30 protein-coding genes are annotated in these 26,378 nt (G+C 37.5%); 13 read left to right on the top strand and 17 right to left on the bottom strand.

Annotated features, from left to right (window positions below):
- The first annotated feature begins 2 nt into the window (after positions 1-2).
- Positions 3-689: a hypothetical protein gene (locus MLC35_RS05855; protein WP_151900374.1), complete on the top strand. Its 687-nt coding sequence runs from the start codon at positions 3-5 to the stop codon at positions 687-689.
- Between the two features lie 9 nt (positions 690-698).
- On the opposite strand, the gene MLC35_RS05850 is transcribed toward MLC35_RS05855, so the two are convergent.
- From MLC35_RS05850 to hemL, 3 genes are read right to left on the bottom strand one after another with little or no spacing between them, the layout of a single operon-like run.
- On the bottom strand, positions 699-1,205 hold the full coding sequence (locus tag MLC35_RS05850; protein ID WP_188109948.1) for a hypothetical protein: 507 nt from the start codon (positions 1,203-1,205) through the stop codon (positions 699-701).
- Positions 1,189-1,548, bottom strand: a complete 360-nt coding sequence (locus MLC35_RS05845) for an AtpZ/AtpI family protein (protein ID WP_346388732.1) — start codon at positions 1,546-1,548, stop codon at positions 1,189-1,191. Before MLC35_RS05845 ends, MLC35_RS05850 begins: the two co-directional genes overlap by 17 nt.
- Positions 1,541-2,833 (bottom strand): glutamate-1-semialdehyde 2,1-aminomutase, encoded by a 1,293-nt coding sequence (gene hemL, locus MLC35_RS05840; protein WP_434636120.1) that lies wholly within the window; start codon positions 2,831-2,833, stop codon positions 1,541-1,543. The genes MLC35_RS05845 and hemL overlap by 8 nt, the downstream gene beginning before the upstream one ends.
- 112 nt (positions 2,834-2,945) lie before the next feature.
- Between hemL and MLC35_RS05835 the strand changes: the two genes are divergently transcribed.
- Positions 2,946-3,830, top strand: coding sequence for a hypothetical protein (locus tag MLC35_RS05835; protein WP_346388730.1), 885 nt, complete (start codon positions 2,946-2,948; stop codon positions 3,828-3,830).
- Positions 3,831-3,839: 9 nt separating this feature from the next.
- Here the strand turns inward: MLC35_RS05835 and MLC35_RS05830 are convergent, their stop codons facing one another.
- The gene (locus tag MLC35_RS05830) at positions 3,840-4,766 is read right to left on the bottom strand and encodes an HpcH/HpaI aldolase/citrate lyase family protein (protein WP_434636118.1); all 927 of its coding nucleotides are present in this window, start codon (positions 4,764-4,766) and stop codon (positions 3,840-3,842) included.
- Entirely contained in the window at positions 4,756-5,103 is a 348-nt protein-coding gene (locus MLC35_RS05825; RefSeq protein WP_151900378.1) for a c-type cytochrome, read from the bottom strand. Before MLC35_RS05825 ends, MLC35_RS05830 begins: the two co-directional genes overlap by 11 nt.
- Positions 5,104-5,163: 60 nt before the next feature.
- Here MLC35_RS05825 and folD point away from each other — a divergent pair, with 60 nt between their 5' ends.
- Genes folD through trpB form a run of 7 tightly spaced genes read left to right on the top strand, consistent with a single transcriptional unit; the run spans position 5,164 to position 10,059 of the window.
- A complete protein-coding gene (folD, locus tag MLC35_RS05820) occupies positions 5,164-6,021 on the top strand; it encodes a bifunctional methylenetetrahydrofolate dehydrogenase/methenyltetrahydrofolate cyclohydrolase FolD (protein ID WP_151900379.1) in 858 nt (285 codons plus the stop codon).
- 4 nt (positions 6,022-6,025) lie between these two features.
- On the top strand, positions 6,026-6,835 hold the full coding sequence (gene lepB / locus MLC35_RS05815; RefSeq protein WP_151900380.1) for a signal peptidase I: 810 nt from the start codon (positions 6,026-6,028) through the stop codon (positions 6,833-6,835).
- Entirely contained in the window at positions 6,822-7,499 is a 678-nt protein-coding gene (locus MLC35_RS05810) for a site-2 protease family protein (protein WP_151900381.1), read from the top strand. Before lepB ends, MLC35_RS05810 begins: the two co-directional genes overlap by 14 nt.
- Positions 7,500-7,509: 10 nt before the next feature.
- A complete protein-coding gene (gene rpiB, locus MLC35_RS05805) occupies positions 7,510-7,941 on the top strand; it encodes a ribose 5-phosphate isomerase B (protein ID WP_151900382.1) in 432 nt (143 codons plus the stop codon).
- 23 nt (positions 7,942-7,964) lie between these two features.
- Positions 7,965-8,297 carry a hypothetical protein gene (locus MLC35_RS05800; protein ID WP_151900383.1) on the top strand — a complete coding sequence of 111 codons (333 nt, stop codon included), beginning with the start codon at positions 7,965-7,967 and terminating at the stop codon, positions 8,295-8,297.
- 8 nt (positions 8,298-8,305) lie between these two features.
- On the top strand, positions 8,306-8,857 hold the full coding sequence (locus tag MLC35_RS05795; protein WP_434581607.1) for an adenine phosphoribosyltransferase: 552 nt from the start codon (positions 8,306-8,308) through the stop codon (positions 8,855-8,857).
- 2 nt (positions 8,858-8,859) lie between these two features.
- Entirely contained in the window at positions 8,860-10,059 is a 1,200-nt protein-coding gene (trpB, locus tag MLC35_RS05790; RefSeq protein WP_151901520.1) for a tryptophan synthase subunit beta, read from the top strand.
- A gap of 6 nt (positions 10,060-10,065) precedes the next feature.
- Here trpB and MLC35_RS05785 read toward each other — a convergent pair whose 3' ends face one another.
- Positions 10,066-10,968, bottom strand: a complete 903-nt coding sequence (locus MLC35_RS05785) for a diguanylate cyclase domain-containing protein (RefSeq protein WP_434636116.1) — start codon at positions 10,966-10,968, stop codon at positions 10,066-10,068.
- A 91-nt stretch (positions 10,969-11,059) separates the two neighbouring features.
- On the opposite strand from MLC35_RS05785, the gene MLC35_RS05780 reads away from it, so the two are divergent.
- From MLC35_RS05780 to metE, 3 genes are all read left to right on the top strand, one after another.
- Positions 11,060-12,466, top strand: a complete 1,407-nt coding sequence (locus tag MLC35_RS05780; RefSeq protein WP_434638294.1) for a leucyl aminopeptidase — start codon at positions 11,060-11,062, stop codon at positions 12,464-12,466.
- 40 nt (positions 12,467-12,506) lie between these two features.
- Positions 12,507-12,704, top strand: coding sequence for a hypothetical protein (locus tag MLC35_RS05775; RefSeq protein ID WP_151900385.1), 198 nt, complete (start codon positions 12,507-12,509; stop codon positions 12,702-12,704).
- Positions 12,705-12,777: 73 nt separating this feature from the next.
- The gene (gene metE, locus MLC35_RS05770) at positions 12,778-15,057 is read left to right on the top strand and encodes a 5-methyltetrahydropteroyltriglutamate--homocysteine S-methyltransferase (protein WP_434638292.1); all 2,280 of its coding nucleotides are present in this window, start codon (positions 12,778-12,780) and stop codon (positions 15,055-15,057) included.
- Positions 15,058-15,070: 13 nt separating this feature from the next.
- Here metE and MLC35_RS05765 read toward each other — a convergent pair whose 3' ends face one another.
- Entirely contained in the window at positions 15,071-15,394 is a 324-nt protein-coding gene (locus MLC35_RS05765) for an MTH1187 family thiamine-binding protein (protein ID WP_434638290.1), read from the bottom strand.
- Between the two features lie 91 nt (positions 15,395-15,485).
- Here MLC35_RS05765 and ychF point away from each other — a divergent pair, with 91 nt between their 5' ends.
- Positions 15,486-16,586, top strand: a complete 1,101-nt coding sequence (gene ychF / locus MLC35_RS05760; RefSeq protein WP_346388723.1) for a redox-regulated ATPase YchF — start codon at positions 15,486-15,488, stop codon at positions 16,584-16,586.
- A gap of 440 nt (positions 16,587-17,026) precedes the next feature.
- Here ychF and MLC35_RS05755 read toward each other — a convergent pair whose 3' ends face one another.
- From MLC35_RS05755 to napA, 10 genes are all read right to left on the bottom strand, one after another.
- Positions 17,027-18,280 (bottom strand): hypothetical protein, encoded by a 1,254-nt coding sequence (locus tag MLC35_RS05755; RefSeq protein WP_434638288.1) that lies wholly within the window; start codon positions 18,278-18,280, stop codon positions 17,027-17,029.
- A gap of 79 nt (positions 18,281-18,359) precedes the next feature.
- Positions 18,360-18,662: a hypothetical protein gene (locus tag MLC35_RS05750; protein WP_434638286.1), complete on the bottom strand. Its 303-nt coding sequence runs from the start codon at positions 18,660-18,662 to the stop codon at positions 18,360-18,362.
- Positions 18,662-19,060 carry a chaperone NapD gene (locus tag MLC35_RS05745; protein ID WP_151900391.1) on the bottom strand — a complete coding sequence of 133 codons (399 nt, stop codon included), beginning with the start codon at positions 19,058-19,060 and terminating at the stop codon, positions 18,662-18,664. The genes MLC35_RS05750 and MLC35_RS05745 overlap by 1 nt, the downstream gene beginning before the upstream one ends.
- Positions 19,061-19,202: 142 nt before the next feature.
- Positions 19,203-19,646, bottom strand: coding sequence for a PAS domain-containing protein (locus tag MLC35_RS05740; RefSeq protein WP_151901521.1), 444 nt, complete (start codon positions 19,644-19,646; stop codon positions 19,203-19,205).
- A 13-nt stretch (positions 19,647-19,659) separates the two neighbouring features.
- Positions 19,660-20,613: a WD40 repeat domain-containing protein gene (locus MLC35_RS05735; RefSeq protein WP_346388721.1), complete on the bottom strand. Its 954-nt coding sequence runs from the start codon at positions 20,611-20,613 to the stop codon at positions 19,660-19,662.
- Positions 20,610-21,110, bottom strand: a complete 501-nt coding sequence (locus tag MLC35_RS05730) for a ferredoxin-type protein NapF (RefSeq protein ID WP_151900393.1) — start codon at positions 21,108-21,110, stop codon at positions 20,610-20,612. Before MLC35_RS05730 ends, MLC35_RS05735 begins: the two co-directional genes overlap by 4 nt.
- 8 nt (positions 21,111-21,118) lie before the next feature.
- The gene (locus tag MLC35_RS05725; RefSeq protein WP_434638284.1) at positions 21,119-21,784 is read right to left on the bottom strand and encodes a nitrate reductase cytochrome c-type subunit; all 666 of its coding nucleotides are present in this window, start codon (positions 21,782-21,784) and stop codon (positions 21,119-21,121) included.
- A gap of 1 nt (position 21,785) precedes the next feature.
- The gene (gene napH, locus MLC35_RS05720) at positions 21,786-22,616 is read right to left on the bottom strand and encodes a quinol dehydrogenase ferredoxin subunit NapH (RefSeq protein WP_434638282.1); all 831 of its coding nucleotides are present in this window, start codon (positions 22,614-22,616) and stop codon (positions 21,786-21,788) included.
- Positions 22,609-23,406: a ferredoxin-type protein NapG gene (napG, locus tag MLC35_RS05715; protein ID WP_151900396.1), complete on the bottom strand. Its 798-nt coding sequence runs from the start codon at positions 23,404-23,406 to the stop codon at positions 22,609-22,611. Before napG ends, napH begins: the two co-directional genes overlap by 8 nt.
- A gap of 17 nt (positions 23,407-23,423) precedes the next feature.
- Entirely contained in the window at positions 23,424-26,273 is a 2,850-nt protein-coding gene (napA, locus tag MLC35_RS05710) for a nitrate reductase catalytic subunit NapA (RefSeq protein ID WP_418641373.1), read from the bottom strand.
- Positions 26,274-26,378 lie beyond the last annotated feature (105 nt).

Raw genomic sequence — 26,378 nt, 5'->3', positions numbered from 1 at the left:
ATATGACATTGGAACAAAAATGGATAGAAAACGATTATAATCCATTTATTTTATTCCGTTCTAATGGAAAAATAATTTCTCTCAATACAGAAGCTCAGTTTCTACTGGGATCTGTCCAGCCCAGTGAACTTTTTAATCTTGCCCAAACCTATGCCAACATAACCTTTGGCTTCAAAACAACCTTTTTGGAACTGGAATACGGCAGATATAAATTTTTTGCCATTACGGTCGGCTATGAAGACGAAGAGTGTATAGGTATCAAACTCTACCAGGCACCAACCTACAAAATAAATACAAAAAAACCTGACGGTGAACTCACAAATATATTTACGATTACAGATTTGTGCATTGCTTCAAATTCCATCAGTTCGGAAATAAATTTTATTAAAAACTATGACCCGACTATTCCTGATGTTGTTGTCAATGCCAACAATTTAATCAAATTATTAAATTTTATATACAAAGCATCTCAAAAAAGCAGAGTTATTGAAACAAAAATTTCCTATATTGTTGGAGAATATATCAAGTTTCATGATAAAAAATATGGTCTTTTTTCTATCTCCGTTATAGCGGACAACATTGACAGTGAAATGTTGCCAGACATCAAAATGCTCGCTGATAAATATGATTTTTATGTAGAAATTACTAAAAAATCAATATCCATACATCTTCCAATCATAACACACTGATCTTTGCCCTTAAGCTAAAACTTCTTTAGAGACCAAAGCACCGGTTACAATTCCGATCAAAAGAGACGGAAGGTAATATGCCAGCTCCAGTACTTCATTGTTCTTCAAAGCTATAAATCCTAATATAAGCAGTATATAGGGTATGATTCGTATAATGGAAACACTTCCTCTGAAGCCATGTTTTGCATTTTTCAGACTTAAAGTCTTTATTTTTGCTTTTTCTTCTTTGACAATCTGTTTTAAATCAAGCTCTTCTGCCGGAGTATTATTTATACTGTCGTCTTCGTAAAGTCCATGCGGATCATCTATTGTGTCAAGCAGATCTTTTTCGTCTTCATATTCTTTAGTATCAACCTTGTTCTGCACCATTTTTCTATAAGAAAAAGAGGAACCGAGTATAATCAAAAAAGCACTTAAGAATGCAATTTCGATATTGAGAAATATTTTTTGAGAATAAAAATATGTGATAAAAATCAGAATCTGTACCACAAAAAAAATACTAATAGTTTTTTTCACCGTAATCCTCATCCTCATCATCTTCAAGCTGTTTTTTTATCGCATATCTGTCTTCTTTTGCCAGTTTTTCAAATTCTTTGTATTGTTTTGAATATGCTTTGTAGATATTTAATATTGCTGCTGCAACTCCAATGAAAACACCTACCCAAAAAAGCCACTCGATACCTGTCCATCTTTTTAACAGCCAGCCAATACCGACACCCAACAGTACCGCCACAACCATGGAGATACCCAAAGAGAGACTGTCTGCTGCCTCTACAATAGGCTTTATTCTTGGTTTGCGTTGCCCCGGGGCATTCTCTCTGGCTTCGCTATTCACCTTATCCTGCGTGTCATCAGACATTTGTAATCTCCTTAAAGACCGCATCACTTGACTCTACAGTCTTTTCTATCATTTCATCGGTAATTGCCGTGGAAATAAATCCTGTTTCATACAAAGAACAGGCAAAGTAGTGTCCGCGCTCAAGCATGCCGGTATGAAACTTTGCAAAAAGTTCTGCATCACTCTTTGCTGCATCACTAAAGTTTTTTACAGGTTTGTCATTAAAGAAAAAACCGAACATTGAACCTCTTGTATCTACCTGCATAGGTATATTGTACTTTGCAGCGGCCCTTTGCATCCCTTCAACCAGTCTTTTGGCTCTTTCGTTTAAAACATCAATCACTCTTGCATTGTTTTTGAGTTTCATCAGAGCAGTATATCCTGCTGCCATTGCCACAGGATTGCCGCTTAAAGTTCCGGCCTGATATACAGGACCTTCAGGTGAGAGCATTGCCATTATCTCTGCGCGCGCACCAAAGGCACCGACCGGCATACCGCCGCCTATCACCTTTCCGAGTGTTACTATGTCAGGTTTTACCCCTGTTATGGACTCGGCACCGTGAACACTTGCGCGAAATCCGCTCATCACTTCATCAAACAAAAGCAGAGTACCGTGTTCGTCACAAAGCTTTCTGAGTGCATGCAAAAACTCTTTGTCAGCCGGGACAAGTCCCATATTGCCTGCAATTGGTTCTATAATCACACAGGCAATATTGTCGGAGTCCGCAAAACATTTTTTGACACTCTCTATATTGTTATATTCAGCCAAAAGCGTGTGTTTTGTAAAGTCAGCCGGAACACCGGGACTTGAAGGATTTCCAAAAGTCGCCGCACCGCTTCCCGCTTCGACCAAAAGAGCATCACTGTGTCCGTGATAGCATCCTGTAAACTTCACAATATCATCACGCCCTGTAAAACCGCGTGCCAAACGAATAGCACTCATAACAGCTTCTGTTCCACTGCTTACAAAACGTACTTTGTCAATTGAGTCAAAAAAGCCGACAACAAGCTTTGCAAGTTCTGTCTCTGCCAATGTCGGTGCGCCAAAGCTCAAACCATGCTTTACGGCATCAATAACAGCAGCTTCTATAGCTTCATCACGATGTCCAAAAAGTAAAGGTCCCCAACTTTGGACATAATCAATATACTCATTCCCGTCTACATCTTTCAAGTAGGCGCCTTTGCCCTCAGTGATAAACAGAGGTGTTGTACCCACACTCTTAAATGCTCTTACCGGTGAATCAACCCCACCCGGGATTAAACGCTGTGCCTCTTCAAATGCTTTTTGTGATGCCTCTGTATTCATTTGCAACCTTGTATCTCTATTTTTTTATAATTATATCTAAGTATTGCTAAACGACAGCAACACTATTAATATTGATTTGATATAATCTCACAAATTAAATAATGGATTATTTTTGAACAGATCTTCTTTTGCCTTTTTCGTTGCTTTACTGATACATCTGCTTCTGTTTTTGCTTTTGTGGATAGTGTGGACTTTTACACCGGATACAGAAAAAAAAGCAGTTCCCAAAGAAAAAAGAATTAAAATATCTCTCAAAGAGATGCCAAAGAAGCATAAAAAATCAGGAATAACAAAACAAAAGCCCAAACCTTCACCCATTGTTCCGCCAATGCCAAAAGGTTCCCAGCTTAAAAAAATAGTAAAACAAAAAACTGTAAAATATGAACCAAAGAAAACACCCAGAAAACCAAAATTAAACAAGCCGAAAAAAACAAAAAAAATCATCAAAAAAACAGTGAAACAGCCAAAGGTCAAACCTCTTCCGACAAAAAAATCCTATATTCCTTTAGAAAAAAAAGCCCAACCAAAAAAAATAAAAAAGCCAGAGGAAAAGCCAAAAAAACTCTCCTGGCTTTATGAAGACAAATCTGCCCAGGAAACAAAAAGTGTCAGGAAAAAAGCCACACACAACAACAGTAATATTTCTCAAAATATCAAAAAACTCTACGGCGATGAATTTGGCAAACTTACACCAGGACAACAGCAGTATATTTTAGATAATCAGGAGATTATGCGTAGAATTACCCAACAGGTCCTTAATCGTGTTGCAAGAGTCAATATCCCACGGGGTTTACATGTAAACAGAAGTAATGTAATAGAATTCTACCTGCATCCAAACGGAGATATGACAGGTTTTCGCTTTATTTCCAAGAGTGGCTACTATATTCTTGATGATACAACCAAAGAGACTATAGAGTATGCCTACAGCAGATACCCAAGACCAAAAGAGACAACGCTGATACGATACAATGTATTTTATAATCTAGCAGGATATTAAGCCAGGCACTTAAGCTGTTTGTGCGGCCAACAGTTTCAAGGCACCTTTATATATCGGCTCATCAATAAACCCATACTCTTCATCTACAAAACCGGTAATACCCTCATCACGATGCATCTCAAAGAGTTTCACAATGATTTTTGCCCTTTTTAGCTCTTCTTCTGTATCTACAAATATTTTATGTACAAGTTTCACCTGTCCCGGTGAGATACAGGCTTTTGCATCATATCCCATCTCTTTTTCAAGCAGTAACCATTGTTCAAAAGTTTTTAAATCTTCAAATTCCTGAAACACAAAGGAAACAGGTTTTACTTTCATAGCTCTGGCTGTAACTAAAAAATGTGCAAGCATATATTTCACAGTCGGATTCTGCAGATTAATCAAACTCTGTGAAAGCCCCATATCGGCAAACAAATCTAAAATTCCAAGATAAAACACCTTTACCCTTTTGTTTATCTTCAAAGAAGAAAGATTATGCCAGGCCTGGGCTGTTTCTATAGAAAGATGCAAGTCTATGTCATCATGCAAAAGAGCCAGTACATTTTTTACTTCTTCTTTGTTTTTAATTTTTGGTACACGGACAGCATCAGGCATAAACTGATTAAGATAGGCAATTTCATCATAACCACCCTTATCCAAAGCATTCACCCGAACAACCAGTTTCTTGTCACTCTTTTTAAGTTGAGAGAGAAAAACAGCTGCCAAAGCGAGAGCAAAAGGTTTGTCTTCTTTGCTTACACCATCTTCCAGATTTAACATAATGCACTCTGCTTCAAGACTTTCTACTTTAGAAAGATGTTTAATATTATGACAAGAAAGCATCAATACTGATTTAAAACTGTTTTTTTTGTTGATGTGGCGAAATGTTGGCACAGCCAAAGCATCAAGTGCAGCCAAGTCCCTGTTTTCATACGCTTGTGTAATTTTACTTAACATCTTTTTTCTTTTTATCGTTTTTGTGCAGATACAGATACAATGCCTGAATTTCTTCTGTCGTTAAAAAATATCTCGGCATGCCTCTTTTCCTTTGGTTTAAAACTCTATAAAAACTATCGAACTCAATGTTGTTAATTCTTGGGCCGACAAAACTTTTTTTCTTTTTTTTATGCACATAGTCAGCTATGACTTTCCCTTCCCCGTTCTCTCCGTGACAATTTTGACAGCCTATGCCTCTTGGGTTTTTATAAAGTTGTGAAGCATATTCCATCGGTGTTATAAAAGTGCTTGAAGCGTATACAAACAGGGGAATCATTAAAAAAAAGATATGTTTCATCATTAGCCTAATATTATTTTAAAAGGGTATAATATCAAAAAATTTATTTAAGAGGTTTAAATGCAGATTCTTGATGGGAAAGCACTTGCAAAAAAAATTGAAAACAATGTGGCAGATGAAGTTGCCAAATTAAAAGCACAAACAGACAGAACTCCAGGACTTGCCGTAATACTTGTAGGGCAGGATCCTGCAAGCCAGGCATATGTCAGCATGAAGAAAAAAGCCTGTGACAGAGTCGGTTTTTACTCAGTCAGCCATGAAATGCCAGAAGACATTTCTCAAGATGCGATAGAAAATACCATCAAAATGATGAATCAAAACCCAAATATTGACGGAATACTTGTGCAGCTTCCTCTGCCTCCGCAAATAGATACAACAAAAATTCTTGAACTTGTTGATCCTGCAAAAGATGTTGACGGTTTTCATCCCTACAATGTAGGACGCCTTGTCACAAATCTGGACGGTTTTGTACCCTGCACACCACTTGGTGTAATGGAACTTTTACAAGAGTATGACATTGATGTAAAAGGAAAGAACTGTTGTGTTGTCGGTGCTTCGAATATTGTCGGAAAACCTATGGCTGCTCTTTTGCTCAACGCAGATGCTACTGTTGAAGTATGTCATATATTTACAGATGACTTAAAAAAACATACATTAAATGCAGATATTATTCTTGTCGGTGTCGGCGTTATTAATCTTATCAAAGAAGATATGGTAAAAGACGGTGCCATCATCATAGATATAGGGATCAACAGAGCAGACAACGGCAAACTTGTCGGTGATGTGGATTTTGAAAATGTAAGTAAAAAATGCTCATACATCACACCTGTTCCCGGCGGTGTCGGACCGATGACTATTGCAATGCTTTTGAGCAATACTCTCAAAGCCGCAAAACTCAATGCACAAGACAAAGATTAATTCAATGAAAAAAATCTTACATAAAGCATATAAATGGTCAAACTCCTGGACAGGGACTGTTGTCATTGTTCTTTTTACTATCTTTTTTGTTGCCCAGGCTTTTCGTATTCCAAGCGGCAGCATGAAAGACTCCCTTCTGATCGGAGACCACCTTTTTGCCAAAAAATTTGCGTACGGTATTCCTATGCCCTATATTCCGTTTTTGGAAATTCCCATTATTCCATGGAGCAAAGAGTTGAAAATTGTTGATGGAGATACCCCAAAGCACGGTGATATCGTCATTTTCAGATACCCCGGAAATATTAAACAGCATTTTGTAAAACGCTGTGTTGCTCTTCCCGGAGACGAATTGTTTGTTGCTGATAAAAACCTGTTTCTACACTTTAAAGAAGGTGACGAATGGATTAAAAAGAATTATAAAGATTATGAAATAGCAATTTTTGACGGTAAACTGTGGGTAAAAAATCCTTATATGAAAAAACATCCCGGTATTCATCATGACCCGAAAATCGTAAATAACGGGCGTTTTCCGATACAGATTTTTTATGTAAACCCGCTCAAAGTCGAAAAAAATCATTATTTTATGATGGGTGACAATCGTGACCACTCCAATGACAGCCGTTTCTGGGGAAGTGTTCCTTATGAAAATATTGAAGGAACCCCCTGGTTTATCTATTTCTCAATTGACAAAGATTATAAAATTCGATGGGACAGAATAGGAAAAACACCTGCCGACCTGGAAAAACCGGAGCACTTAAAAAAAGCAATACAAGAAAGAGAAAAAGAAGACAAAGAATATTATGGACTCACTTGATTTATTAAAAATAGCAGCTGCCGTTTTAGCACTTGCTGTTGCAATTATCGGACACGAAATTATGCATGGTTGGGTTGCTTACATGTACGGTGACATGACAGCCAAAAATGCAGGGCGTTTAACAGTAAACCCAATTTCACACATAGATCTTGTCGGAACTATCATAGTGCCTGCTACTATGTACTTTTTACCGATGCTGTTAGGCTCGGACGGCGGTATTTTGTTCGGTTGGGCAAAGCCTGTTCCGATCAATACCTTTACTGTCATAAACAGAGGTGGATATAATGCCGCTATGCAGGTGGACTTGGCAGGTATTGTCTATAATTTCACTATGGGTGCAGTCGCAGCAATTACTCTGACTGCTATGAGTACACCGACAACTGCCGACTCTCTGTTTTATATATTTTTCTATATATTTATATACCAACTGCTTATTATCAATATAGTTTTAGGCGTATTTAACCTGCTGCCTATTCCCCAGTTTGACGGTGGGCATTTTTTAATGCATCTTGCGTTAAAATATAAAATAAATTCTATTGCAGAGTTTTATTACAAATATGACAGATACGGGATTGTTATTGTACTTATTATTTTAATGACCCCGTTAAATCAATATGTACTTTTTATGCCGGTGCAGGCAATTATACATTTGTTACTATCTTAGAGGAGAGAAAATGAAATTTTATATAGGTACCGACCATGCAGGTTTAGAACTGAAGAACTGGACAGTAGAGCTTTTACAATCCAAAGGACATGAAGTAATTGATTTTGGACCATATAGTGCAGACAGAGTGGACTACCCTGATTATGCGCACAAGGTTGCAACGGCGGTTTTGGAAGATGAAAACTCCCAAGGTATTTTAATCTGCGGGAGCGGAATCGGTATGAGTATGGCAGCCAACAGGCACCACGGTATTCGTGCTGCACTGTGCCATGATGCTTATACTGCAACCGTAGCACGCGGACACAATGATGCAAATATCTTATGTTTTGGTGAGAGAATTGTCGGAAAAGGTGTTGCTGAATCTATCATTGATGCATGGATAGCAGGAAGCTTTGAAGGTGGCCGTCACATTGCCAGAGTAGCAAAAATAGAAACACTCTAACAAATAACATTCAAGGAAAAGCTATGTTTGGAGAATGGTCACTTTTAACAATACTCTCTATTGTCTCTATCTATTTATTTGTAAAAATGTTTTATTTCAAAAGCATTACAAATAAGGAACAAAGAAGCAATGACTTAATGAAATTAACGCTTCAGGAGGCAGAAATTTTAATTCGAAAGTACCAGATTCAACTCCAGCGTGCTCTTGGAAATGTCGATATATTAAGCGAAGAACTGACAAAACTCAGAAATGAGTTAAAGGTTTTAAAACAAAGAAATGCAAAACACAGACAGGAAGTAGACAGACTCAATGCAAAGATTAAAGCACTGGAAAGTCGTATTGACGCACTTTTATAAGGATGAAAATGATAACACTAAGCAAAACTGAAAAAAAAATCCTGGAAAACTCAATCAGAGATATACAAGATTTTCCAAAACCGGGGATTGTGTTCAAAGATATCACTACTTTACTCAACAACAAAGAGGCATATGCTGTTTTGATGAATCATCTTTACCAAAGATATAAAGAGTATAATCTTGAATATATTGCCGGTATTGATGCCAGAGGTTTTATATTCGGAGCGGCTTTAGCGCAAATGCTCGGAATTGGATTTGTGCCTATTCGCAAAAAAGGAAAACTTCCCTACACAACCATTAGCGAAAAGTATGCGCTCGAATACGGAGTGGATGAAATCGAAGTTCATATAGATGCTTTTGGAAATGAAAAGGGTGCAAGAGTCCTCGTAATAGATGATTTAATAGCTACAGGCGGTACAGCAAATGCGGCTGCCACACTTGTCAACCAGACAGGTGCCATATGTATCGAATGTTGTTTTATTATAGGACTTGCCTTCCTTGACGGCATAAAAAAACTACAAGAAAAAACTGATGTATATTCAGTGATAGAGGTTAACTAATGATGTATATTCCCAGCCCTTCAAAATATGATCCTGACGAAAACGGACATTTTGGAATTTTCGGTGGTCGCTATGTTCCTGAAACACTTATGCCGGCACTTCTTCAACTCAAAGTTGAATATGAAGCTATTCGTTTTGATGAAGAGTTCTGGAAAGAGGTCGACTACTATCTAAAAGATTATGTAGGGCGCCCGAGTCCTCTTTTTTATGCCGAAAATATTTCTAAAGAAATCGGTGCAAAGGTTTATCTCAAACGTGAAGACTTAAATCATACAGGTGCTCATAAGGTCAACAATGTTATTGCACAGGGTTTGATGGCAAAACGCTTAGGTTATAAAAAAGTCATTGCTGAGACCGGTGCGGGACAGCATGGTGTGGCAACAGCAACCATTGCAGCACTGCTTGATTTGGAGTGTGAAATATTTATGGGTGCAAAAGATGTAGAGCGCCAAGAACTGAATGTTTTTCGTATGAAACTTCTTGGTGCAAAGGTCAATGCTGTTGAGAGTGGCAGCAGAACACTTAAAGATGCAATGAATGATGCCATCCGTCACTGGGTCACCAATGCAAGAGATACCTTTTACATCATAGGAACAGTCGCCGGTCCACACCCCTACCCTATGATGGTACGCGACTTTCAGGCAATTATCGGCTGGGAGGCAAGAGCACAGATTTTACAAAAAGAGAACAGACTGCCGGATTATGTGCTTGCCTGCATAGGAGGAGGCAGCAATGCCATCGGTATGTTTCAACACTTTTTAGATGATAAAGAGGTGCAATGTATCGGTATTGAAGCCGGTGGACTTGGCTTAGATACAAACAAACACGGCTGTTCTTTGGAAAAAGGGCGTCCAGGTATTTTGCATGGTCAGATGAGCTATCTGCTCCAAGACGAAGACGGACAGGTTCTTGAAGCGCATTCAATCAGTGCAGGACTTGACTACCCGGGCATTGGACCTGAACATGCTTTTCACAAAGACAACAAATCAGTTTCATATGACAATGTCACAGACCAGGAAGCCTTGGATGCATTTGTTTGGCTTTCGCAAAAAGAGGGAATCATTCCGGCATTTGAAAGTTCCCATGCAGTCGCCTATTTGAAAAAGATGCCTGATATAAAAGACAAACTCATCATCGTCAACCTCTCAGGCCGCGGAGACAAAGATATGATTCAGGCAAAAGATATTTTACATTTTGACTAATTGAAACTAGGCAATAAAGATTTTTCCATATCTTTGTTGTTTTGCTTCATAAAGAGCATACTTGGCTCTTTCTATCACATTTTTCATCTCATCATTTTCCATAAAACTGGTAATTCCAAATGCAATTTCAAGATTTGATTTTTCAATTGATTCTGCTCGAGAAAGTGCTGCACTCATTTTTTTAATAAACACTTCAGATAATTTTTCACTGGTATTTGTCAATATAAGAATAAAATCTGAGCCTTCCCATCTTGCCAACACATCTGATTTACGAATTAACTTTTTCAATTCTTTTGCAAAAAGTAATATAAGTTTTTCTCCATGATACAAACCAAACATACCAATAATTTTATTAATATTAATAAGAGAAAAATAGACTATAGTAGTATCTGTTTGATAACGGTTATAATAGTCTATTTGATATTTTAGAATAACTTGCATTTGCATTTTTGATGTTAATTTTGAAAGTTGATCAACGGTTGCAAGATTAGCAAGTTTATCCATTCTTAATCTATATTCCTGAAGTTTTGTAAATACTTCACAATGATAAGATACTCTGTCAATTATTTCCAAAGAGGCAAAAGGTTTTTTTATATAATCACATCCACCGGCTTTGAAACATTTATCAAGCTTCTCTTCGCTGTATAGTTCTGCACTGTCTATAAAAACAGTCGGAATTTTCACAGAACCGTCAAAATTACTTTCAAATATTGTTTGAGTTAAGTCCAGATAATTAATACTTGTATTTACCAAAATAAGATTATATTCATCTATATTTTTTTTTACAATATTAAATTCATTTAAATTCAGCACTGCCTTACATGTAAACTCATGTTTTTTTAATAATGAATTTAAAACATCAAAATTGTGCTGATTCACTTCTAGTATTAAAATTTGTTTTTTTATCATATGTGTATACTATCATAAAATTAATATTTTATTCTTTATTGGCTAATATTTTGCTATGATATAGAAAAATAAATTTACAAAATGGAACACTATGAATATAAAACTAATTACCGAAAAAGCATATAATGCAAAAAACAATGTGAGTGTAGAATTTGTCATGCCTCAAAATCTGGACACACACAGATACTATAAACTGCTTAACAAGTCAGGTTTCAAAGCCAAACAAGATACTCTGTGCTCTTTGTACGAAAAGAACATACTTGTGTGCGGCATTGAAGAGAGCAGTGCTGACAATATTCGCAGTGCGGCAGCTACAGCAATAAAATCTTTAAAAACATCAAACTATAAATCTGCGAGCATTGCAGTAGAAAAAAGCAATATAAAAGCTGTTGTAGAAGGTTTGGTCCTTGGCGGATATGAGTTTAACAAATACAAAACAAAAAATGAGAAACAAAAACTTAAAAATATTTACCTTACATGTAAAGATATAGCAGAGCTAAAAGATGCTTTTGAAGAAGCTGTAATAATTGCTGATGCAACCTGTTATACGCGTGATATAGTAAATATTGCTCCTGATGATTTGAATCCGCCTTCTTTTGCAAAACTGGCAAAGAAACTGGCACGTGAAAATTCTCTTGAATGCACTGTTTTAGGACATAAAGAACTCAAAAAAGAAAGATGTGAGGCAATGCTTGCAGTCGGTCGCGCTTCGTGTCATGATACAAAACTGATTCACCTGGCATACAAACCAAAAAATCCGAAGAAAATTATATCTCTTGTCGGAAAGGGTCTGACCTATGACAGTGGCGGACTCAGTCTGAAACCTGCAACCTCAATGGTAACAATGAAAATGGACAAAGCCGGAGCCTGTGCAGTGCTGGGTATCATTAAGGCAGTCAGTGAATTAAAACTCAATATTGAAGTACACGCTTTTGTCGGTGCCGTTGAAAATATGATAGGCGGAAATGCCTACAAACCTGATGATGTTTTAACTTCTCGCAAAGGCGATACGATAGAAGTGAGAAACACAGATGCAGAGGGTCGCCTGGTGCTTGCGGATGTGCTTGATTACGCACAGGAAAAAGTTCAAGCAGATTATCTGTTTGATTTTGCAACGCTTACGGGTGCCTGTATGGTAGCTCTTGGACAGTATACAACAGGTGTTATGGGGCATTCCAACAGACTCAGACATGACATTTCCAAAGCTTCAGGCAGAGCCGGAGAGTTGACAGCTTCCCTGCCGTTTAACAAGTATTTGAAAAAACAGCTCAAAAGTGAAATAGCCGATATCTGTAATATTTCAAACAAGCCTTATGGCGGAGCTATTACAGCCGGACTTTTTTTAGACAACTTCATCAAAGAAGAAAACAAAGACAAATGGCTGCACTTTGACATAGCCGGAAGCGCTTATACTGAAAGTCCCTGGGATGTCAATGTATATGGCGGAACCGGTGCAGGTGTCCGTTTTATGAGTGAGTTTTTAAAAAGTATAAAATAAATATGCTATAATTCCGGTATACTTTAAAAAAGGAGAGAGAATGTCACTAAAAGAACTGTTTCTTGCAACTGCATTAGCATTGTTTCACAGCTCAAAACCGTGTCATTGCCATCTCTTCTTTACCATTAAATCAAAATTGATGGTTTTACTCAACCACTATATTCCGAGATGCCCGTTTTATACGGTATGTTTTGCATTTCGCCGCAGCGGTATTCACCCTCCCCTTTCAATATCCTAATCATTTAATCAAAAAACTTTATAAAAACAAATACAAATATTGTCAGAAATGACTTAAATCAAAGGATATTGTTATGTCAAAAAATACGTATGTAGTAGGATTTCCAAGAATCGGAGAACAAAGAGAACTGAAATTTGCCCTTGAGAGCTATTGGGCAAAAAAAAGCAGCTTTAGTGAAGTTGAAAAAGTAGCAAAAACATTGAAGCAAAGACACTGGAACTATCAAAAAAATGCAGGTATAGAATATATCAGCACAAATGATTTTTCCTTTTATGACAACATGCTTGATATGGCAGTCACATTAAATGCTGTGCCAAAGCGCTTTACACATCTGCAGGGGGAAGAACGCTATTTTGCAATGGCAAGAGGCAACAAAGATGCCCTAGCGATGGAGATGACAAAATGGTTTAATACAAACTACCACTACATCGTTCCTGAATTATCACTTGAAGATGAGTACGAATTAAATGCCGATAAAATCATATCAGAATATAAAGAAGCAAAAAAACAGGGGTTTACATGTAAAATTAACATCATAGGACCATTGACATTTTTAGGGCTTTCAAAAAGAGCAGACGGTGGTGATACTTATGAATTGTATTCTAAAATTTTGGCTGTATATGAAGATCTTCTTCAAGAAATAGCCAAACTTGATGAGAGTGTTACTTTGCAAATTGATGAACCTATATTTGTAAAAGATCTTGAGACAACAGTGCTGAGCCTTATAAAACCGACCTATGACAAACTTGCCAATGTTTCTAAAAATATAAAAATTGCAGTTGTAACATATTTTGAACACTCATGCGAAGCAACAAAAATTCTTTTGCATACTCCTGTTTGGGCTCTTGGACTTGATTTTTTATATGGCAAAGAAAACTTTGATTCACTTGAACTCATTGCCAAATCTGACAAAATGCTTATTGCAGGCGTAGTTGACGGAAGAAACATTTGGAAAAACGATATTGAGAAGAGTGTCAATCTGCTTAATAGCATCGCTTTACATGTAAACAAAAATAATATCCTGGTTTCTTCTTCATGCTCTTTGCTGCATGTACCCTTTAGCCTGAAATATGAAGAGAAAATGAATCCTGAAATAAAAAATTGGCTAAGTTACGGTATTGAAAAACTTGATGAAATTGCGCTTATCAGTAAAATATTTTTTCACTCTCAAGAAGCATTAGATGCAAATGAGCTTCAGTTTTTAAAAGAAAACCAAGAAGCAAACATTTCCAGAAGAACTTCAAAACTGATTCATGATGAAAAAGTACAAGAGAGAATCAACAATATTGACAAATATGAACGTGATGGAAAATACGAACAGAGAATAAAACTTCAAAAAGAAAAACTGCAATATTTGCCACTTGCTACAACAACTATCGGTTCATTTCCGCAAACACCTGAAATAAGACATGCCAGACGGGAATATAAAAATGGCAATTTGGATGAAAAAAGCTATGAAAATGAGATGAAAAAATATATAGATGACTGTGTAGCTTTCCAAGAAGAGTGCGGACTTGAAATTTTGGTCCATGGTGAACCAGAGCGCAATGATATGGTTGAATACTTTGGAGAACAGCTTCAGGGTTATGGCTTTTCCCAAAACGGCTGGGTGCAGAGCTATGGAAGCCGCTGTGTGAAACCGCCTTTTATTTATGGTGATATATCCCGTCCAAAACCAATGACAGTAGAGTGGATCACCTATGCACAGAGCAAAACAAAAAAAATAATGAAAGGTATGCTCACAGGCCCTGTCACGATTTTAAACTGGTCATTTGTGCGGGATGATATGGAGCGTAGTGAAGTCAGTAAACAAATTGCACTTGGAATCAGTGACGAAGTAGATGATTTGCAAAAAGCCGGTATACAAATAATTCAGGTTGACGAAGCTGCATTTAAAGAGGGATATCCTTTGCGAAAAGCAAAAGTGCAAGAGTATGAAGATTGGGCTGTAAGAGACTTCAAGCTTTCGGTAAGCTGTGCAAAACAAGAGACACAGATTCATACACATATGTGCTACAGTGAATTTAATGACATTATTGCAACCATAGAAGCTATGGATGCGGACGTTATCTCAATAGAAACGGCGAGAAGCGGAAATGAACTGCTGAAAATTTTTGCAAAAGTCGGCTATAAACAGGAAGTAGGTCCAGGTGTTTATGATATTCATTCGCCAAGAATTCCATCTGTAGAAGAGATTGTCACACAGATTCATTCTCTCTTAGAGGTACTTCCAAAAGAGCAGTTATGGATAAATCCTGACTGTGGACTTAAAACACGTAAATGGGAAGAAGTGAAGCCCTCTTTGCAAAATATGGTAGAAGCTGTAAAAATTGTCAGAGAAACATTAGGTTAAAGCTGGAAGTCCATTATTTTTGGACTTCTCTCTTTAGTTGTGTTTCTATGGACTTAATCTTTGAAGTCAGTCTGTTTTTCGTGTTTTTACGTATATCAAATTTTAGTGAAGAATAGACTCTGTCACAATCGCTTACCTGCTCATACGCAAGTTCAATGATGTCTAAAGCCTCACGCATTGTCTTTGTTTCTACAACTGTTCCCATCGGGGTGAGTTGGTATGCTACGCCGCTTTTATCTATAGCGTCTACTATCTTAGCCACCTGTTTTGATACGGAACTGCCATCTCGACAGTTATCAGATGTCGGAAACATTGAAAATTCTAAAAGTACACTCATTTATTCATCCTTTAACTTTTAACCTATTGTACCACTCTTAATTTTAAATTTACTTAGATATAATTTCAAAAAATATTTCTAAAGGGTTATCATGGGATTAGCAATAGGCTTAGTCGGACTTCCAAACGTCGGTAAATCAACAACTTTTAATGCACTAACAAAGGCACAAAACGCGGAGGCAGCCAACTACCCATTTTGTACAATAGAGCCAAACAAGGCTGTTGTGCCTGTTCCTGACAAAAGACTGCATGAACTTGCAAAAATAGTCAACCCTGAGAGAATTCAATATTCTACTATTGATTTTGTTGACATCGCAGGGCTTGTAAAAGGTGCCAGCAAAGGCGAAGGTCTTGGAAACAAATTTCTTTCAAACATACGCGAGACAGAAGTGATTTTACAGATTGTCAGATGTTTTGAAGATGAAAATATTGTACATAATGAAGGAAGCATTGATCCTCTGCGTGACGTTGAAATCATCGAAGGTGAATTGATTTTGGCTGATATTGAAGTGCTTGCAAATCGAATCGAGAGACTTAAAAAGCAGGCAAAAGCTGATAAAAGTGCAAAAACTGTTTTAGAAATGGCGGAAGAGCTTTTAGAGTTTCTGGGTGAAGGGAATTTAGCACGCAACTTTGAAAAAGCCGACTCTGATGAGTATCGCCAGCTTAACCGTGAAGTGCGTTTTTTAACCGACAAAGAGATTATGTACGGTGCAAATACAGACGAAGACGGATTGTTAGAAGACAACGAATACGTAAAAGCGCTTCGTGAACATGCGCAAAAGAACAACTGTGAACTTATCAAGCTTTGTGCAAAAGTCGAAGAAGAGCTTATAGGTCTTGAAGATGAGGAAGCACAGGAATTTTTAACAGATTTGGGTGTAGAAGAATCTGGACTTGAACAAATCATACATAAAGGCTTTGACAAACTCGGTCTTATGAGCTACTTTACAGCAGGAGTCAAAGAGGTACGTTCCTGGACAATCAGAAAAAATTCAACTGCTCCAAAAGCAGCTGCAGCCATCCATAACGACTTTGAAAAAGGTTTCATCCGTGCCGAAGTGATTGCCTATGAAGATTTTATAGCCTGCGGCGGTGAAGCAAAAGCCAAAGAAGCCGGAAAAATGAGATTGGAAGGAAAAGAGTATATTGTTCAAGACGGTGATATTATGCACTTCAGATTTAATGTGTGATGTAAGGAATATATAAACTTTTAAACAAATCAGCCTAGACTAAAGTCATAAGTATCTACACAAATATATTTTATCTAAAAGCCTGTTATTTAGGCATTTATAGGAGATATTCACTTTAGTACTGCCGCTAGAAATAGTAATATATATAGTATAATTTTTTAGTTTTTATTCTTTTCTATATAAAAATTTAAAAAATATCTTTAAATTATACTATTTCTAATCATGAAACTGAAGTCATAACTTCCTTTAAAGCCCAAAAACAAGAACTTTGATAGTCAAAAATATTTGTGTAGATACTTATGACTAAAGTCTAGGTTCCGAAAAACCTAATCAGTTTTTTCGGAACCCGTACTTTAGTGCGGGCTTTGTGCCTATAAAGACTAGACTGAAACCTGGTTTCTAAAAAACTTAACGCTTAGAGTTAATATGAAATTTACTTTTTATTTTGTAGCAAATTTATAGTCTAAACCAACCCAGATTTTTTGAATGTCGTTTGTGTATCCTGCAACTGTACCTTTTGAATAGTCAGCATACTTTAAAAGACCTGTTAAGTTATTTACTCCAGGAATTTTATTTGTATATACTGCATCAAACTCAGAACCTAAGTCATCGAGCCCACCCATCGTTTTATCCGCTGTAAATGTGTGATAGACTGCAAGCAACTTGCCAAGACCTTTTGCAGTATAGCCTAAACGGACATTAAAGTCTTTTAAACCACCGAGTGGTCCGCTGTTTCCTACATAAAAAACATCCGCCCAACCGTTAAATTTATGATTTGTTCCCAGCATAGGGTTAAAGTTTGTTTTTCCGTCTGTTCCGGTAGTACCACTTAAAAACTCATAATTAACACCGGCTAGAATACCGTTTACATTTGCACCCAAATCCAAATTATAGTAAGAAGCATCTGCTTTTCCGTTACTGTTATGGATTTCCATAGTAGAATCTTTTTGTAAAGCATATTCAGCACGGTAGCTGAGTTTTGCCATACCTGTCTTTACTTTTCCTGTCAATGCAATACCGTAAGTATCATGTGCACCGGCTATCATATAGTCATATGCAGTTACTTTCAGTTCCGGCATTACTTTATATGCAGCATGTACGAGCACACTGTTCGTATCAGCAGTCGGTCCGGCGATTACACCCTGAAAACCATAAACCCACGCAACTAATACTGAAAGATTCTTAATAGAATTATTTGCAACAAAAACTGTATCATAAGAACGTTCGAACTGTCTCCAGCCGACTGTGCCGATAAATCTTTGGTTGTCAAGATTTATTTGACTGCGCCCTACATGTACTGTTGTTTTATCAACACTGTAATTAATTTCAGCATTTGAAATCATTGCCTGTTGAGGGTCCATCACCACTGAATATGGTTTTGTTCCGTCTGTATAAGATGTTCCATTCCAGTTGTACTCATGCGAGCCTAAATTATTTACAGAAATCATACCAATACTTGCAGAAAGACCATCTACACCAAGGAGATTCGCTGTTGCTGTTAATTTTGTACGTACAGTATATGCACTCGCATTTGCTGTTGTTGCTTTTCCGTCATCAACACTCTCATAACGAGGACGAATTTGGCCTTTTAGTTTAATATTGTCTAAAATATTAATCCCGTCTGCACTTGCACTTACACTTAATCCACCGATTACTAATGGCAATGCTGCCATTGAAAGTAGTAATTTTTTCATTTCTCTTCCTTTTTTAAATTCACATAAATTATAACTTATATAACTTATGTAATTCTTGATATAAATCAAGTTTTTAGATTTACTCCTTGTTTTCCTGAGCAACAGGTGTAATCGGTTCCCCTCTCTCTTCTTCTATCTTTGCACGGTGTTCTGCCATAAGAACTCTGATTTCATCCATAACAAAAGGAGGCACATTGTCATCTTTTTGCCATTTCACTTCATCAATGTATCCACCATAGTCATCACCGAGTTTTTCAATGTTTTTTTCAAACTCATCCATATCAAAGCAAATTTCACTTCTACCGTCTGCTTCATCTTTAAGTTCTATAAACCATTTTTCGGCATCATCCAGTTTGATAGTAGCTGTAAAAATAACTGCCATTACTCAACTCCGTCAGGATTACTCAGGCTTTTTGCAAACTCTTGCAACTGAGAATCTTTTTTCTTTAAATCCCCATGGTACACGACTCTGTCAATCTCAACATTTTCATCTTTGAGTAGATTTGGCACGGCATCTGATTCATTAATCACTTTTATATTTGCATCGAGTTCATCTTCTGAATATGCCATCTGCATATCAGCCGCAATTACATGAGGAATGGCCTCTATCACTTTCAGTTTTCCAAGCTCTTCACTGACATCTTTACCTTCTATAGTAATGATAATACGGCCTTTTTCATCATGTAAATGATAATCACAAACCTCACACTCTTTTAAACTCTGCACCACTTCATCTAAAAACTTCGGTACTGTCTGTACCACTATACTTGAAACATTCATATTATCTTTTCCTTAATTTTATTTTATAAAATGAAGGAAATCTCCTTCATCCTTTTATTACGATGCCAGAAGTAATTCTGTCATCTACGCTAACGCTATGTTTCCTTCAACAGGAAGCTCATTGCACTAGTGCAACTACAATTTAACTGTAAATTATTTTTCTTATTCTTTCGTTCTTTTCACTTCTCATTTTATCATATAATCTTTGATATTTTAACTTTGTTGCATAAGAAACGGGACTTCTGAGTGATTTGTATTCAACCAGCTCGCCTTTTTTATAGACACCCGAAACAAGAGCCTCAACCCAATAAAAACCTCTATCTTTTCTGAGATTTTTTACTACGCCTTTCCATTGTTTTCCGGCTTTTATAGTATTCCACAAATCTTCAAATGTTGCATCCGGCATATCAGGATGCCTCACGATACTGTGGGGTTTACCGATGATTTCATTTTGAGAATATCCGCTTATTTCACAAAATGTTTCATTCGCATAGGTAATTCTCCCTGATAAATCTGTTCTTGAAATGATTAATTCATCTTGGGGAACTTCAGTTTCAACTAAAAATTCACTTTGTGTAAACTCCATCATCCACTACTCCTTATTTGATTTTATAATACCCTACTCTAGGCGAACTGCTGTTTATAAAAAACTCTTTTTCGTTGATAAAATAGATACTGTTGACAATCATTTTATCAGCTTTGTATTTTCCCAAAACCTCTCTTGTCGTTGTATCAAAAAGTTCTACATCGTTGTTTATATCACTGCTGTATGCAGCTGTTTTCCCGCTTGGGCTGAGTCCTACTCCATATACAAAAAAGTGTGACATCTTATAGTAGGCATCGCCGTTTTTCAGATTATACACTCCTACACGTCTGTCCTGTCCTCCTGTTAAAACCACTTCACCTTTAAAATCAATGCTGAAAATATTGTCGACATTGTCTCCATGAAGTGTTTTTACATGCTTGCCCTCCTTGGTGGAAATAAGATGCACATCTCCACTTTCATCCGCAATAGCCACTAATGTTTTGTCATTATTAAGTGCAAAATTGGAAAACTTGGACATAGAAGCCTGTGTTGTCCAGTTTTTCTTTTTTGATTTAATATTATAAGAGATAATGTCATTACTAATTAATGCAATCAATATATTCTCTTTGTCTATAAATTTTGCTTTGATAATGTTGAGTCTGTCATCTCCTGAAATGATTACATGTAAAGCTGAAGAATTGTAAATATGAACTCTGCTGTATCCTCCGTTATCTTGAGAAAGTATCAACAAAGAGCCATTAATCAGATCAATAGAAAATATTTTAGAATCTATTGCATCTCCCATAAAATCTTTAATTTTGTCTAACTTGATTGCCTGTATATTTTTTTTGCTTTTTGTATTAAAAATTTCTATTTTTCCGTCATCAGTAGCACAATAGAGTTTTTGTTTCTTATATAAAACATCTGTTACAAGTCCTGATGAAACCTTATAAATATACTCCGGCTGTATTAAACCTTTTGCATGTATGCCTGAAATGACCATTAGTAGAAAAACAAGATATTTCATTCACTTACCTTCTCAATATCAATAGCATCCGCCGGGCATCTGCTGATACAAAAACCGCAACTTGTGCATTTGCCATTGATTTCAGGCATAAACATTGCCTTAAAATCTATGGCATCTTCCAGACAGGGGTCTTTACATGAAAAACACATAACACCCTGCCAACTCAAACATTTATCCTGATTTATCACAATATCAGCAAAAATTTTCCTTTTGTTTTCAACCAGAAGAACATCACTGGGACAGGCTGTTGCACACTCATCACAATATGTACAGCCTCTTTTGCTAAAATCCAAGTAAGGTGTTCTGTCCTCTCCGATAATAATAATCTGCTCTTGACACAAAGTAGCGCACTGCGCTTCACAGTTTTGACACTCTGTAACAAAAGCATCAGCATCATTAAAATACGGTGGACGTATAATGACTGTTTCATTTTTATTTTTCTCTGCTGCCTCTTTTACAGAGGAAGAGAGAAAGCTAAAAAGCTCTCTTCTTTCCATTTGTTTATTTACTTTGCAGTATCAATATTTTTCATCCACTTGGATTGATCCCAAGATGATTTGGAAGCACCGTTTGGATCTGTATACACAGGTTTGAATCTGTTTTGATCAACAAGCATATTTGTTGCTTGAGGTGCATGACACTGTGTACAGTTAAATCTTCCTGCATACAGATGCTTTTCATCTTTGTCAACTTTTATAGATACATTTGCCTGTGTTTCAGAAGAAGTATTTTTAATAACTTTTCCGTTTTTCAAAATTTCATCACCTTTGACAGACGTATGCGGTCTAAAGTTTGTGAAATGTGAAACAGGAATTGGTGTAGCGCCCATAGATGGTGCTATATCCGGCATATGACACATCAAACACTGATTATTGTCTTTTGTAATCGGCAACATTCCAGTTGTATCATGCGGAATCATCGGCGGAGCATCCTGATACGCTCGCTTAAACTTCTTTGAAGTTCCCGGTGCAGCCGAATGATATTCTACTTTAGGCGGAACAACATCTTCTTTTAAAAGATCAGTTGTCCCTCTGTATCCCAAATGACTTTCATCTATTATAGGTTTTACCTGTGTTTTTTCCTGAGGTTTTACCTGTGCATTGTTATTACATCCAACGAGTAATAAAGCTGCAGTTGCAAAACCGATCGTAATCTTTGTTAAAATTTTCATTTTACTCTCCCATTTTTTTATTTTGAATAAAATCTCTTATTGAGAATCTTAAAGCATCATCATCACATACTTCTATACATCTGGCACAGTTTGTACACTCTCCTGAGAGTACAGGAAGTGATTCTTTGCCTATCATGTGAAGTACTTGTTTTTCAGGACAAACTACTTTACATTTCATACAAAGTGTACAGTTTTCTTCCAGATGATGCACTCTAATAAAACTAAACTTTCCTAAAAGTGAATAAAATCCACCGAGTGGACATACATGACCACACCAACCGTTTTTCAATACCAGCAAATCAAAAAGAAAGATCATAGCAACAGCTGCCCAGCCAAAGCCCATGCCAAAGACAAGACCTCTGTGCATCATTGAAATCGGAGACACAAACTCAAAAGCCGCTATACCCATAAAAGCAGAAACTATCAGGCTTAACCCTAAAATCCAGTATCTTGCATTTCTTTTAATTGGCTGCTTCATTTTTTGTGCTCTGTCAATATCAAACACCCTTCTTAAATAATCAGCACTGTCTGTAACCATATTTACAGGACATACCCAGGAGCAAAATGCTCTGCCGCCTATAAAAAAATAAAACAGTGTTACAACAGCAACACCTATAAGTAAATCAGTAGCAACTACAGCACCTGCTGCAATCATCTGCACAGTAGCATACGGATCACTCATCGGAATAATACCAAAGAGCAAAGATGAACTGAGGTTTCCTTCAAGTATCTTCCATCCCCAGGCATTTGCACCAAAGAACAGAACCAGCATGCCGATTTGCACAAATCTCCTGAGTACAAGATATCTGTAGTTATTCCATATTTTATTCATCCAACAAACCTTCCAAACCACTATTAAGCTTGTCAACCGCTTTTCTTTTACTTACATTTGTTGTAGTATGAATCGCATGAGCATCTTTTAGTCTTGACTCATCTTTTTTATCCCAGCCTTTGATGTAGTGACTGCCGGCTTTCCCCATTGCCACTTCACGAGGCAGTATAAAGATAGCCGGTTTTTCTGTCACACAGGCATGTTCACACATTCCGCAGCCTGTACAGGCATCTGCATGCACCACAGGTTTTAAAAATGCGTGTTTGCCGGTTCTTTCATTTTTAGAATATTCTACCGTTATGGCTTGTCCTAAGATAGGACAAGCTCGATAACATGCATCACATTGAATTCCCCAAAAAGCGATACAGCTGTTTTCATCAATGACTGCCAATCCCATATCTGCTGTATTAATATCAAGATGACCGTTTACAGTTACACTCGACTCATCCAGCGCACCGCTCGGACAGACAGGAACACAAGGAATATCTTCACACATATAGCAGGGAATATCCCTTGGAATAAAGTATGGTGTCCCTATAGGTCTGTGATCACCGGGTTTAGCCAGCATCAATGTATCATACGGGCATGCTTCAACACATAATCCGCATTTGATACAGGTTTTGAGAAAATCTTCTTCCTTTATAGCCGCAGGCGGACGCAGTATCAGCGGCGAAGCTTTCGCATCATCAAGATACGCGCTCCATAAAAATCCGCCAATCGCAGCATAGCCAACACCTCTGGCCATATTTAAGATAAATTTTCTTCTGTCGCTGAGTGCTTCTTTTTTCATTGTAAATTCTTTATTGTCTATGCTTTATAAATTTTTACAGCACATTTTTTAAAGTCTGTCTGTTTTGACATAGGACAGGTTTGATCCAATGTTACTTTATTGATAAACACACGCTCATCAAACCATGGAACAAATACCAAAGGTTTTGGCGGTCTGTTACGTCCACGCGTCTCAACACGAGCTCTTACTCTACCACGACGAGATTCAACCCAGCATAAATCATTGTCTTTGAGTCCTCTTTCCTCAGCAGCTTTAGGATTCATATAGACAAGCGCTTCAGGAACAGCACGGTACAACTCAGGCACACGCATCGTCATTGTTCCAGAGTGCCAGTGCTCAAGCACACGTCCTGTACACAACCATAAATCATAATTTTCATCCGGCATTTCCGGCGGATCCATATACGGACGGGCAAAGATTTTTGCTTTGTCTGTTAACGGTTTTTTCTTTTTGTCTTGTACACCTGTTAAATTACCGTGTGGTAATGCTTTGGCAAGTGGACCGTAGAATGCAAATTCACTGCCTCTTCCGTTTTCTTTTGCATGTTTTGCCGCATACGGATCAAATTTTACATTAAATCTCCATGCAGTCTCTTTGCCATTAACAACTGGCCATTTAAGACCACGAACTTTATGGTAGGTAACAAAGTCTGCCAGGTCATGCCCGTGACCTCTACCAAATGATGCATACTCTTCCCAAAGGTACTGGTGAATCATAAAGCCGTAGCCTTTGAAAACTTTACCGTCACTTCCGACAACATTTCTTGCATCACCGAGACATTCTGAGTTGTCATACCCTTTTTGAGGAAACTGATCCAATGCCAACGGATAGTTTTTCTTCGCTCTTTCATTTGCATATAGAATTTCATACATAGTCGTATCTGGTTTATACCCCATTGCATAGGCTTTTTCTCTTACATCAGGAAGTTTTTTACCGTTTCTCAGTGTATAAGGTCCCCACAGATCATCTACCGTAAATCTTTTTGAAAGCTCTACCCACTGCCAGGTGTCACTCATCGCATCACCTACAGGAAGAACCTGTTGTCTCCAGTGCTGTGAACGGCGTTCTGCATTTCCGTATGCACCCCATTTTTCATAAATCATAGCAGACGGCAAAATCAAATCAGATACCATTGCAGATATACCCGGATACCCGTCTGATGTTACGATGAAGTTATCCATCTCACGAGCCGCTTTAATCCAGTGTTTTGCATTGGCACTGTCTTGATATGCATTACACACATTCACCCATGCAAATTTTACAACACCGTCTTCAATATCTCTGTGAATTTTCATAATATGCTGATTTCCGACAGGATTCAGTGTTCCAGCAGGAATATGCCAGCCTTTTTCTGTAATAGCTCTGTGCTTTGGATTTTTTACCATCATATCTGCAGGCAGTCTGTGTGCAAACGTACCGACTTCACGAGCAGTACCACAAGCCGAAGGCTGTCCAGTTAATGAGAATGCTCCAGAGCCAGGACGTGCCTGTTTGTTTAACATAAAGTGAACATTGTATGAAAGTGTATTGTCCCATGTTCCACGTGTATGTTGATTCATACCCATTGTCCAGAAACTGACAACTTTTCTGTCTTTTTCAATGTAAAGCGCTGCCAAATCCTGCAACTTTTTCTTAAAGCTGTCAAGTGATTCTTCAGGATCACCTTTACAAAGTTTTGCCGTATACTCCAATGTATATGGTTCTAAAGATTTTTTATACTCTTCAAAAGAAATTTCCCAGTGTTTTAAAGTACCGGCAGTGTTTTTCATAGTATCACCGGCTTTGTAACCATATGGCTCTAACGCAGGACCTTCTAACTCTGAGACAACCTTACTCATCTCTTTATTATAAATTTCCATCTCTTTTGCATCATATTTTCCGGCACTGCCGTCAGGTCTTACCGGAGTAACAGATTTTTCACCTGCACGTCTGAAACCGTATCCGATATTTACAGGACCTGCTGCAAAGATAATATTTTTCTTGATGAAATCCCAGTCAATGGCTTCTGGATGGTTGTACACAATCTCACGAGCAAGATAGTTCCATAATGCAAGGTCAGTGTTTGGTCTAAAAATAATGTTAAAGTCACCCAAATCGCAGGTACGGTGTGTATAGGTCTGAATATTGACCACTTTTACACGTTCAGGGTCTGAAAGTTTTCTGTCTGTTACACGAGACCATAAAATCGGGTGCATTTCCGCCATGTTTGAACCCCAGGTTACGATTGTATCTGTCAATTCAATATCATCATAACAACCTGATGGCTCATCTATACCGAATGTCTGGTAAAAACCGACAACAGCAGATGCCATACAGTGACGGGCATTCGGGTCAATCGCATTGGATCTGAATCCGCCTTTCATCATTTTTTGGGCAGCATATCCTTCCATAATTGTATACTGTCCAGAAGCAAATACAGCTACCCCTTCAGGTCCTTTCTCTTTGAGTGCTTTTCTGATGTTTTTTTCCATCTCATCATACGCTCGTTTCCATGAAACCGGTGCGAATTTCCCTTTTTTGTCAAATTCGCCTTTGTCATTTACACGAAGAAGCGGCTGTGTCAGTCTGTCCGCACCATACATGATTTTCGCATTAAAGTAACCTTTAATACAGTTAAGACCACGATTAACCGGCGCAGCAGGATCCCCTTTGACCGCAACAATTTTTCTATCTTTACCATCTCCCGTAGTTGCAAGCATAATCCCGCACCCGGTACCACAAAAACGACAAGCTGCCTTGTCCCATCTCCAATTATTTTCAGCTTTCGCTGCTGCTGCATTCAGTTCTGCTGGTACAGTCATACCAATAGCTGCTGCTGCAGAAGCTGCCGCTGAACTTTTAAGAAATTCTCTTCTTGAAAGTGACATATTTTCTCCTCACTATTTTTAAAAGTAGTTAAACACTTTACAATGTTCTCAACATATTTACTAACGTTTTTATAATAGCATTGAAAAAATTATAAATGATTGATT

It is taken from the genome of Sulfurimonas sp. NW7, from assembly GCF_051132265.1.
In the GTDB taxonomy this organism is placed as follows: Bacteria; Campylobacterota; Campylobacteria; order Campylobacterales; family Sulfurimonadaceae; genus Sulfurimonas; species Sulfurimonas hydrogeniphila.
Note: the sequence above shows the minus strand (reverse complement) of the source record. Positions and strands in the feature narration are given on the sequence as shown.

Coding starts and splice junctions, on each gene's coding strand:
- MLC35_RS05855 (WP_151900374.1), top strand. CDS start 3: ATGACATTGGAACAAAAATGGATAGAAAACGATTATAATCCATTTATT.
- MLC35_RS05845 (WP_346388732.1), bottom strand. CDS start 1,548: ATGTCTGATGACACGCAGGATAAGGTGAATAGCGAAGCCAGAGAGAAT.
- hemL (WP_434636120.1), bottom strand. CDS start 2,833: ATGAATACAGAGGCATCACAAAAAGCATTTGAAGAGGCACAGCGTTTA.
- MLC35_RS05830 (WP_434636118.1), bottom strand. CDS start 4,766: ATGTTAAGTAAAATTACACAAGCGTATGAAAACAGGGACTTGGCTGCA.
- MLC35_RS05825 (WP_151900378.1), bottom strand. CDS start 5,103: ATGAAACATATCTTTTTTTTAATGATTCCCCTGTTTGTATACGCTTCA.
- folD (WP_151900379.1), top strand. CDS start 5,164: ATGCAGATTCTTGATGGGAAAGCACTTGCAAAAAAAATTGAAAACAAT.
- lepB (WP_151900380.1), top strand. CDS start 6,026: ATGAAAAAAATCTTACATAAAGCATATAAATGGTCAAACTCCTGGACA.
- MLC35_RS05810 (WP_151900381.1), top strand. CDS start 6,822: ATGGACTCACTTGATTTATTAAAAATAGCAGCTGCCGTTTTAGCACTT.
- rpiB (WP_151900382.1), top strand. CDS start 7,510: ATGAAATTTTATATAGGTACCGACCATGCAGGTTTAGAACTGAAGAAC.
- MLC35_RS05800 (WP_151900383.1), top strand. CDS start 7,965: ATGTTTGGAGAATGGTCACTTTTAACAATACTCTCTATTGTCTCTATC.
- MLC35_RS05795 (WP_434581607.1), top strand. CDS start 8,306: ATGATAACACTAAGCAAAACTGAAAAAAAAATCCTGGAAAACTCAATC.
- trpB (WP_151901520.1), top strand. CDS start 8,860: ATGTATATTCCCAGCCCTTCAAAATATGATCCTGACGAAAACGGACAT.
- MLC35_RS05785 (WP_434636116.1), bottom strand. CDS start 10,968: ATGATAAAAAAACAAATTTTAATACTAGAAGTGAATCAGCACAATTTT.
- MLC35_RS05780 (WP_434638294.1), top strand. CDS start 11,060: ATGAATATAAAACTAATTACCGAAAAAGCATATAATGCAAAAAACAAT.
- MLC35_RS05775 (WP_151900385.1), top strand. CDS start 12,507: ATGTCACTAAAAGAACTGTTTCTTGCAACTGCATTAGCATTGTTTCAC.
- metE (WP_434638292.1), top strand. CDS start 12,778: ATGTCAAAAAATACGTATGTAGTAGGATTTCCAAGAATCGGAGAACAA.
- MLC35_RS05765 (WP_434638290.1), bottom strand. CDS start 15,394: ATGAGTGTACTTTTAGAATTTTCAATGTTTCCGACATCTGATAACTGT.
- ychF (WP_346388723.1), top strand. CDS start 15,486: ATGGGATTAGCAATAGGCTTAGTCGGACTTCCAAACGTCGGTAAATCA.
- MLC35_RS05755 (WP_434638288.1), bottom strand. CDS start 18,280: ATGAAAAAATTACTACTTTCAATGGCAGCATTGCCATTAGTAATCGGT.
- MLC35_RS05750 (WP_434638286.1), bottom strand. CDS start 18,662: ATGGCAGTTATTTTTACAGCTACTATCAAACTGGATGATGCCGAAAAA.
- MLC35_RS05745 (WP_151900391.1), bottom strand. CDS start 19,060: ATGAATGTTTCAAGTATAGTGGTACAGACAGTACCGAAGTTTTTAGAT.
- MLC35_RS05740 (WP_151901521.1), bottom strand. CDS start 19,646: ATGGAGTTTACACAAAGTGAATTTTTAGTTGAAACTGAAGTTCCCCAA.
- MLC35_RS05735 (WP_346388721.1), bottom strand. CDS start 20,613: ATGAAATATCTTGTTTTTCTACTAATGGTCATTTCAGGCATACATGCA.
- MLC35_RS05730 (WP_151900393.1), bottom strand. CDS start 21,110: ATGGAAAGAAGAGAGCTTTTTAGCTTTCTCTCTTCCTCTGTAAAAGAG.
- MLC35_RS05725 (WP_434638284.1), bottom strand. CDS start 21,784: ATGAAAATTTTAACAAAGATTACGATCGGTTTTGCAACTGCAGCTTTA.
- napH (WP_434638282.1), bottom strand. CDS start 22,616: ATGAATAAAATATGGAATAACTACAGATATCTTGTACTCAGGAGATTT.
- napG (WP_151900396.1), bottom strand. CDS start 23,406: ATGAAAAAAGAAGCACTCAGCGACAGAAGAAAATTTATCTTAAATATG.
- napA (WP_418641373.1), bottom strand. CDS start 26,273: ATGTCACTTTCAAGAAGAGAATTTCTTAAAAGTTCAGCGGCAGCTTCT.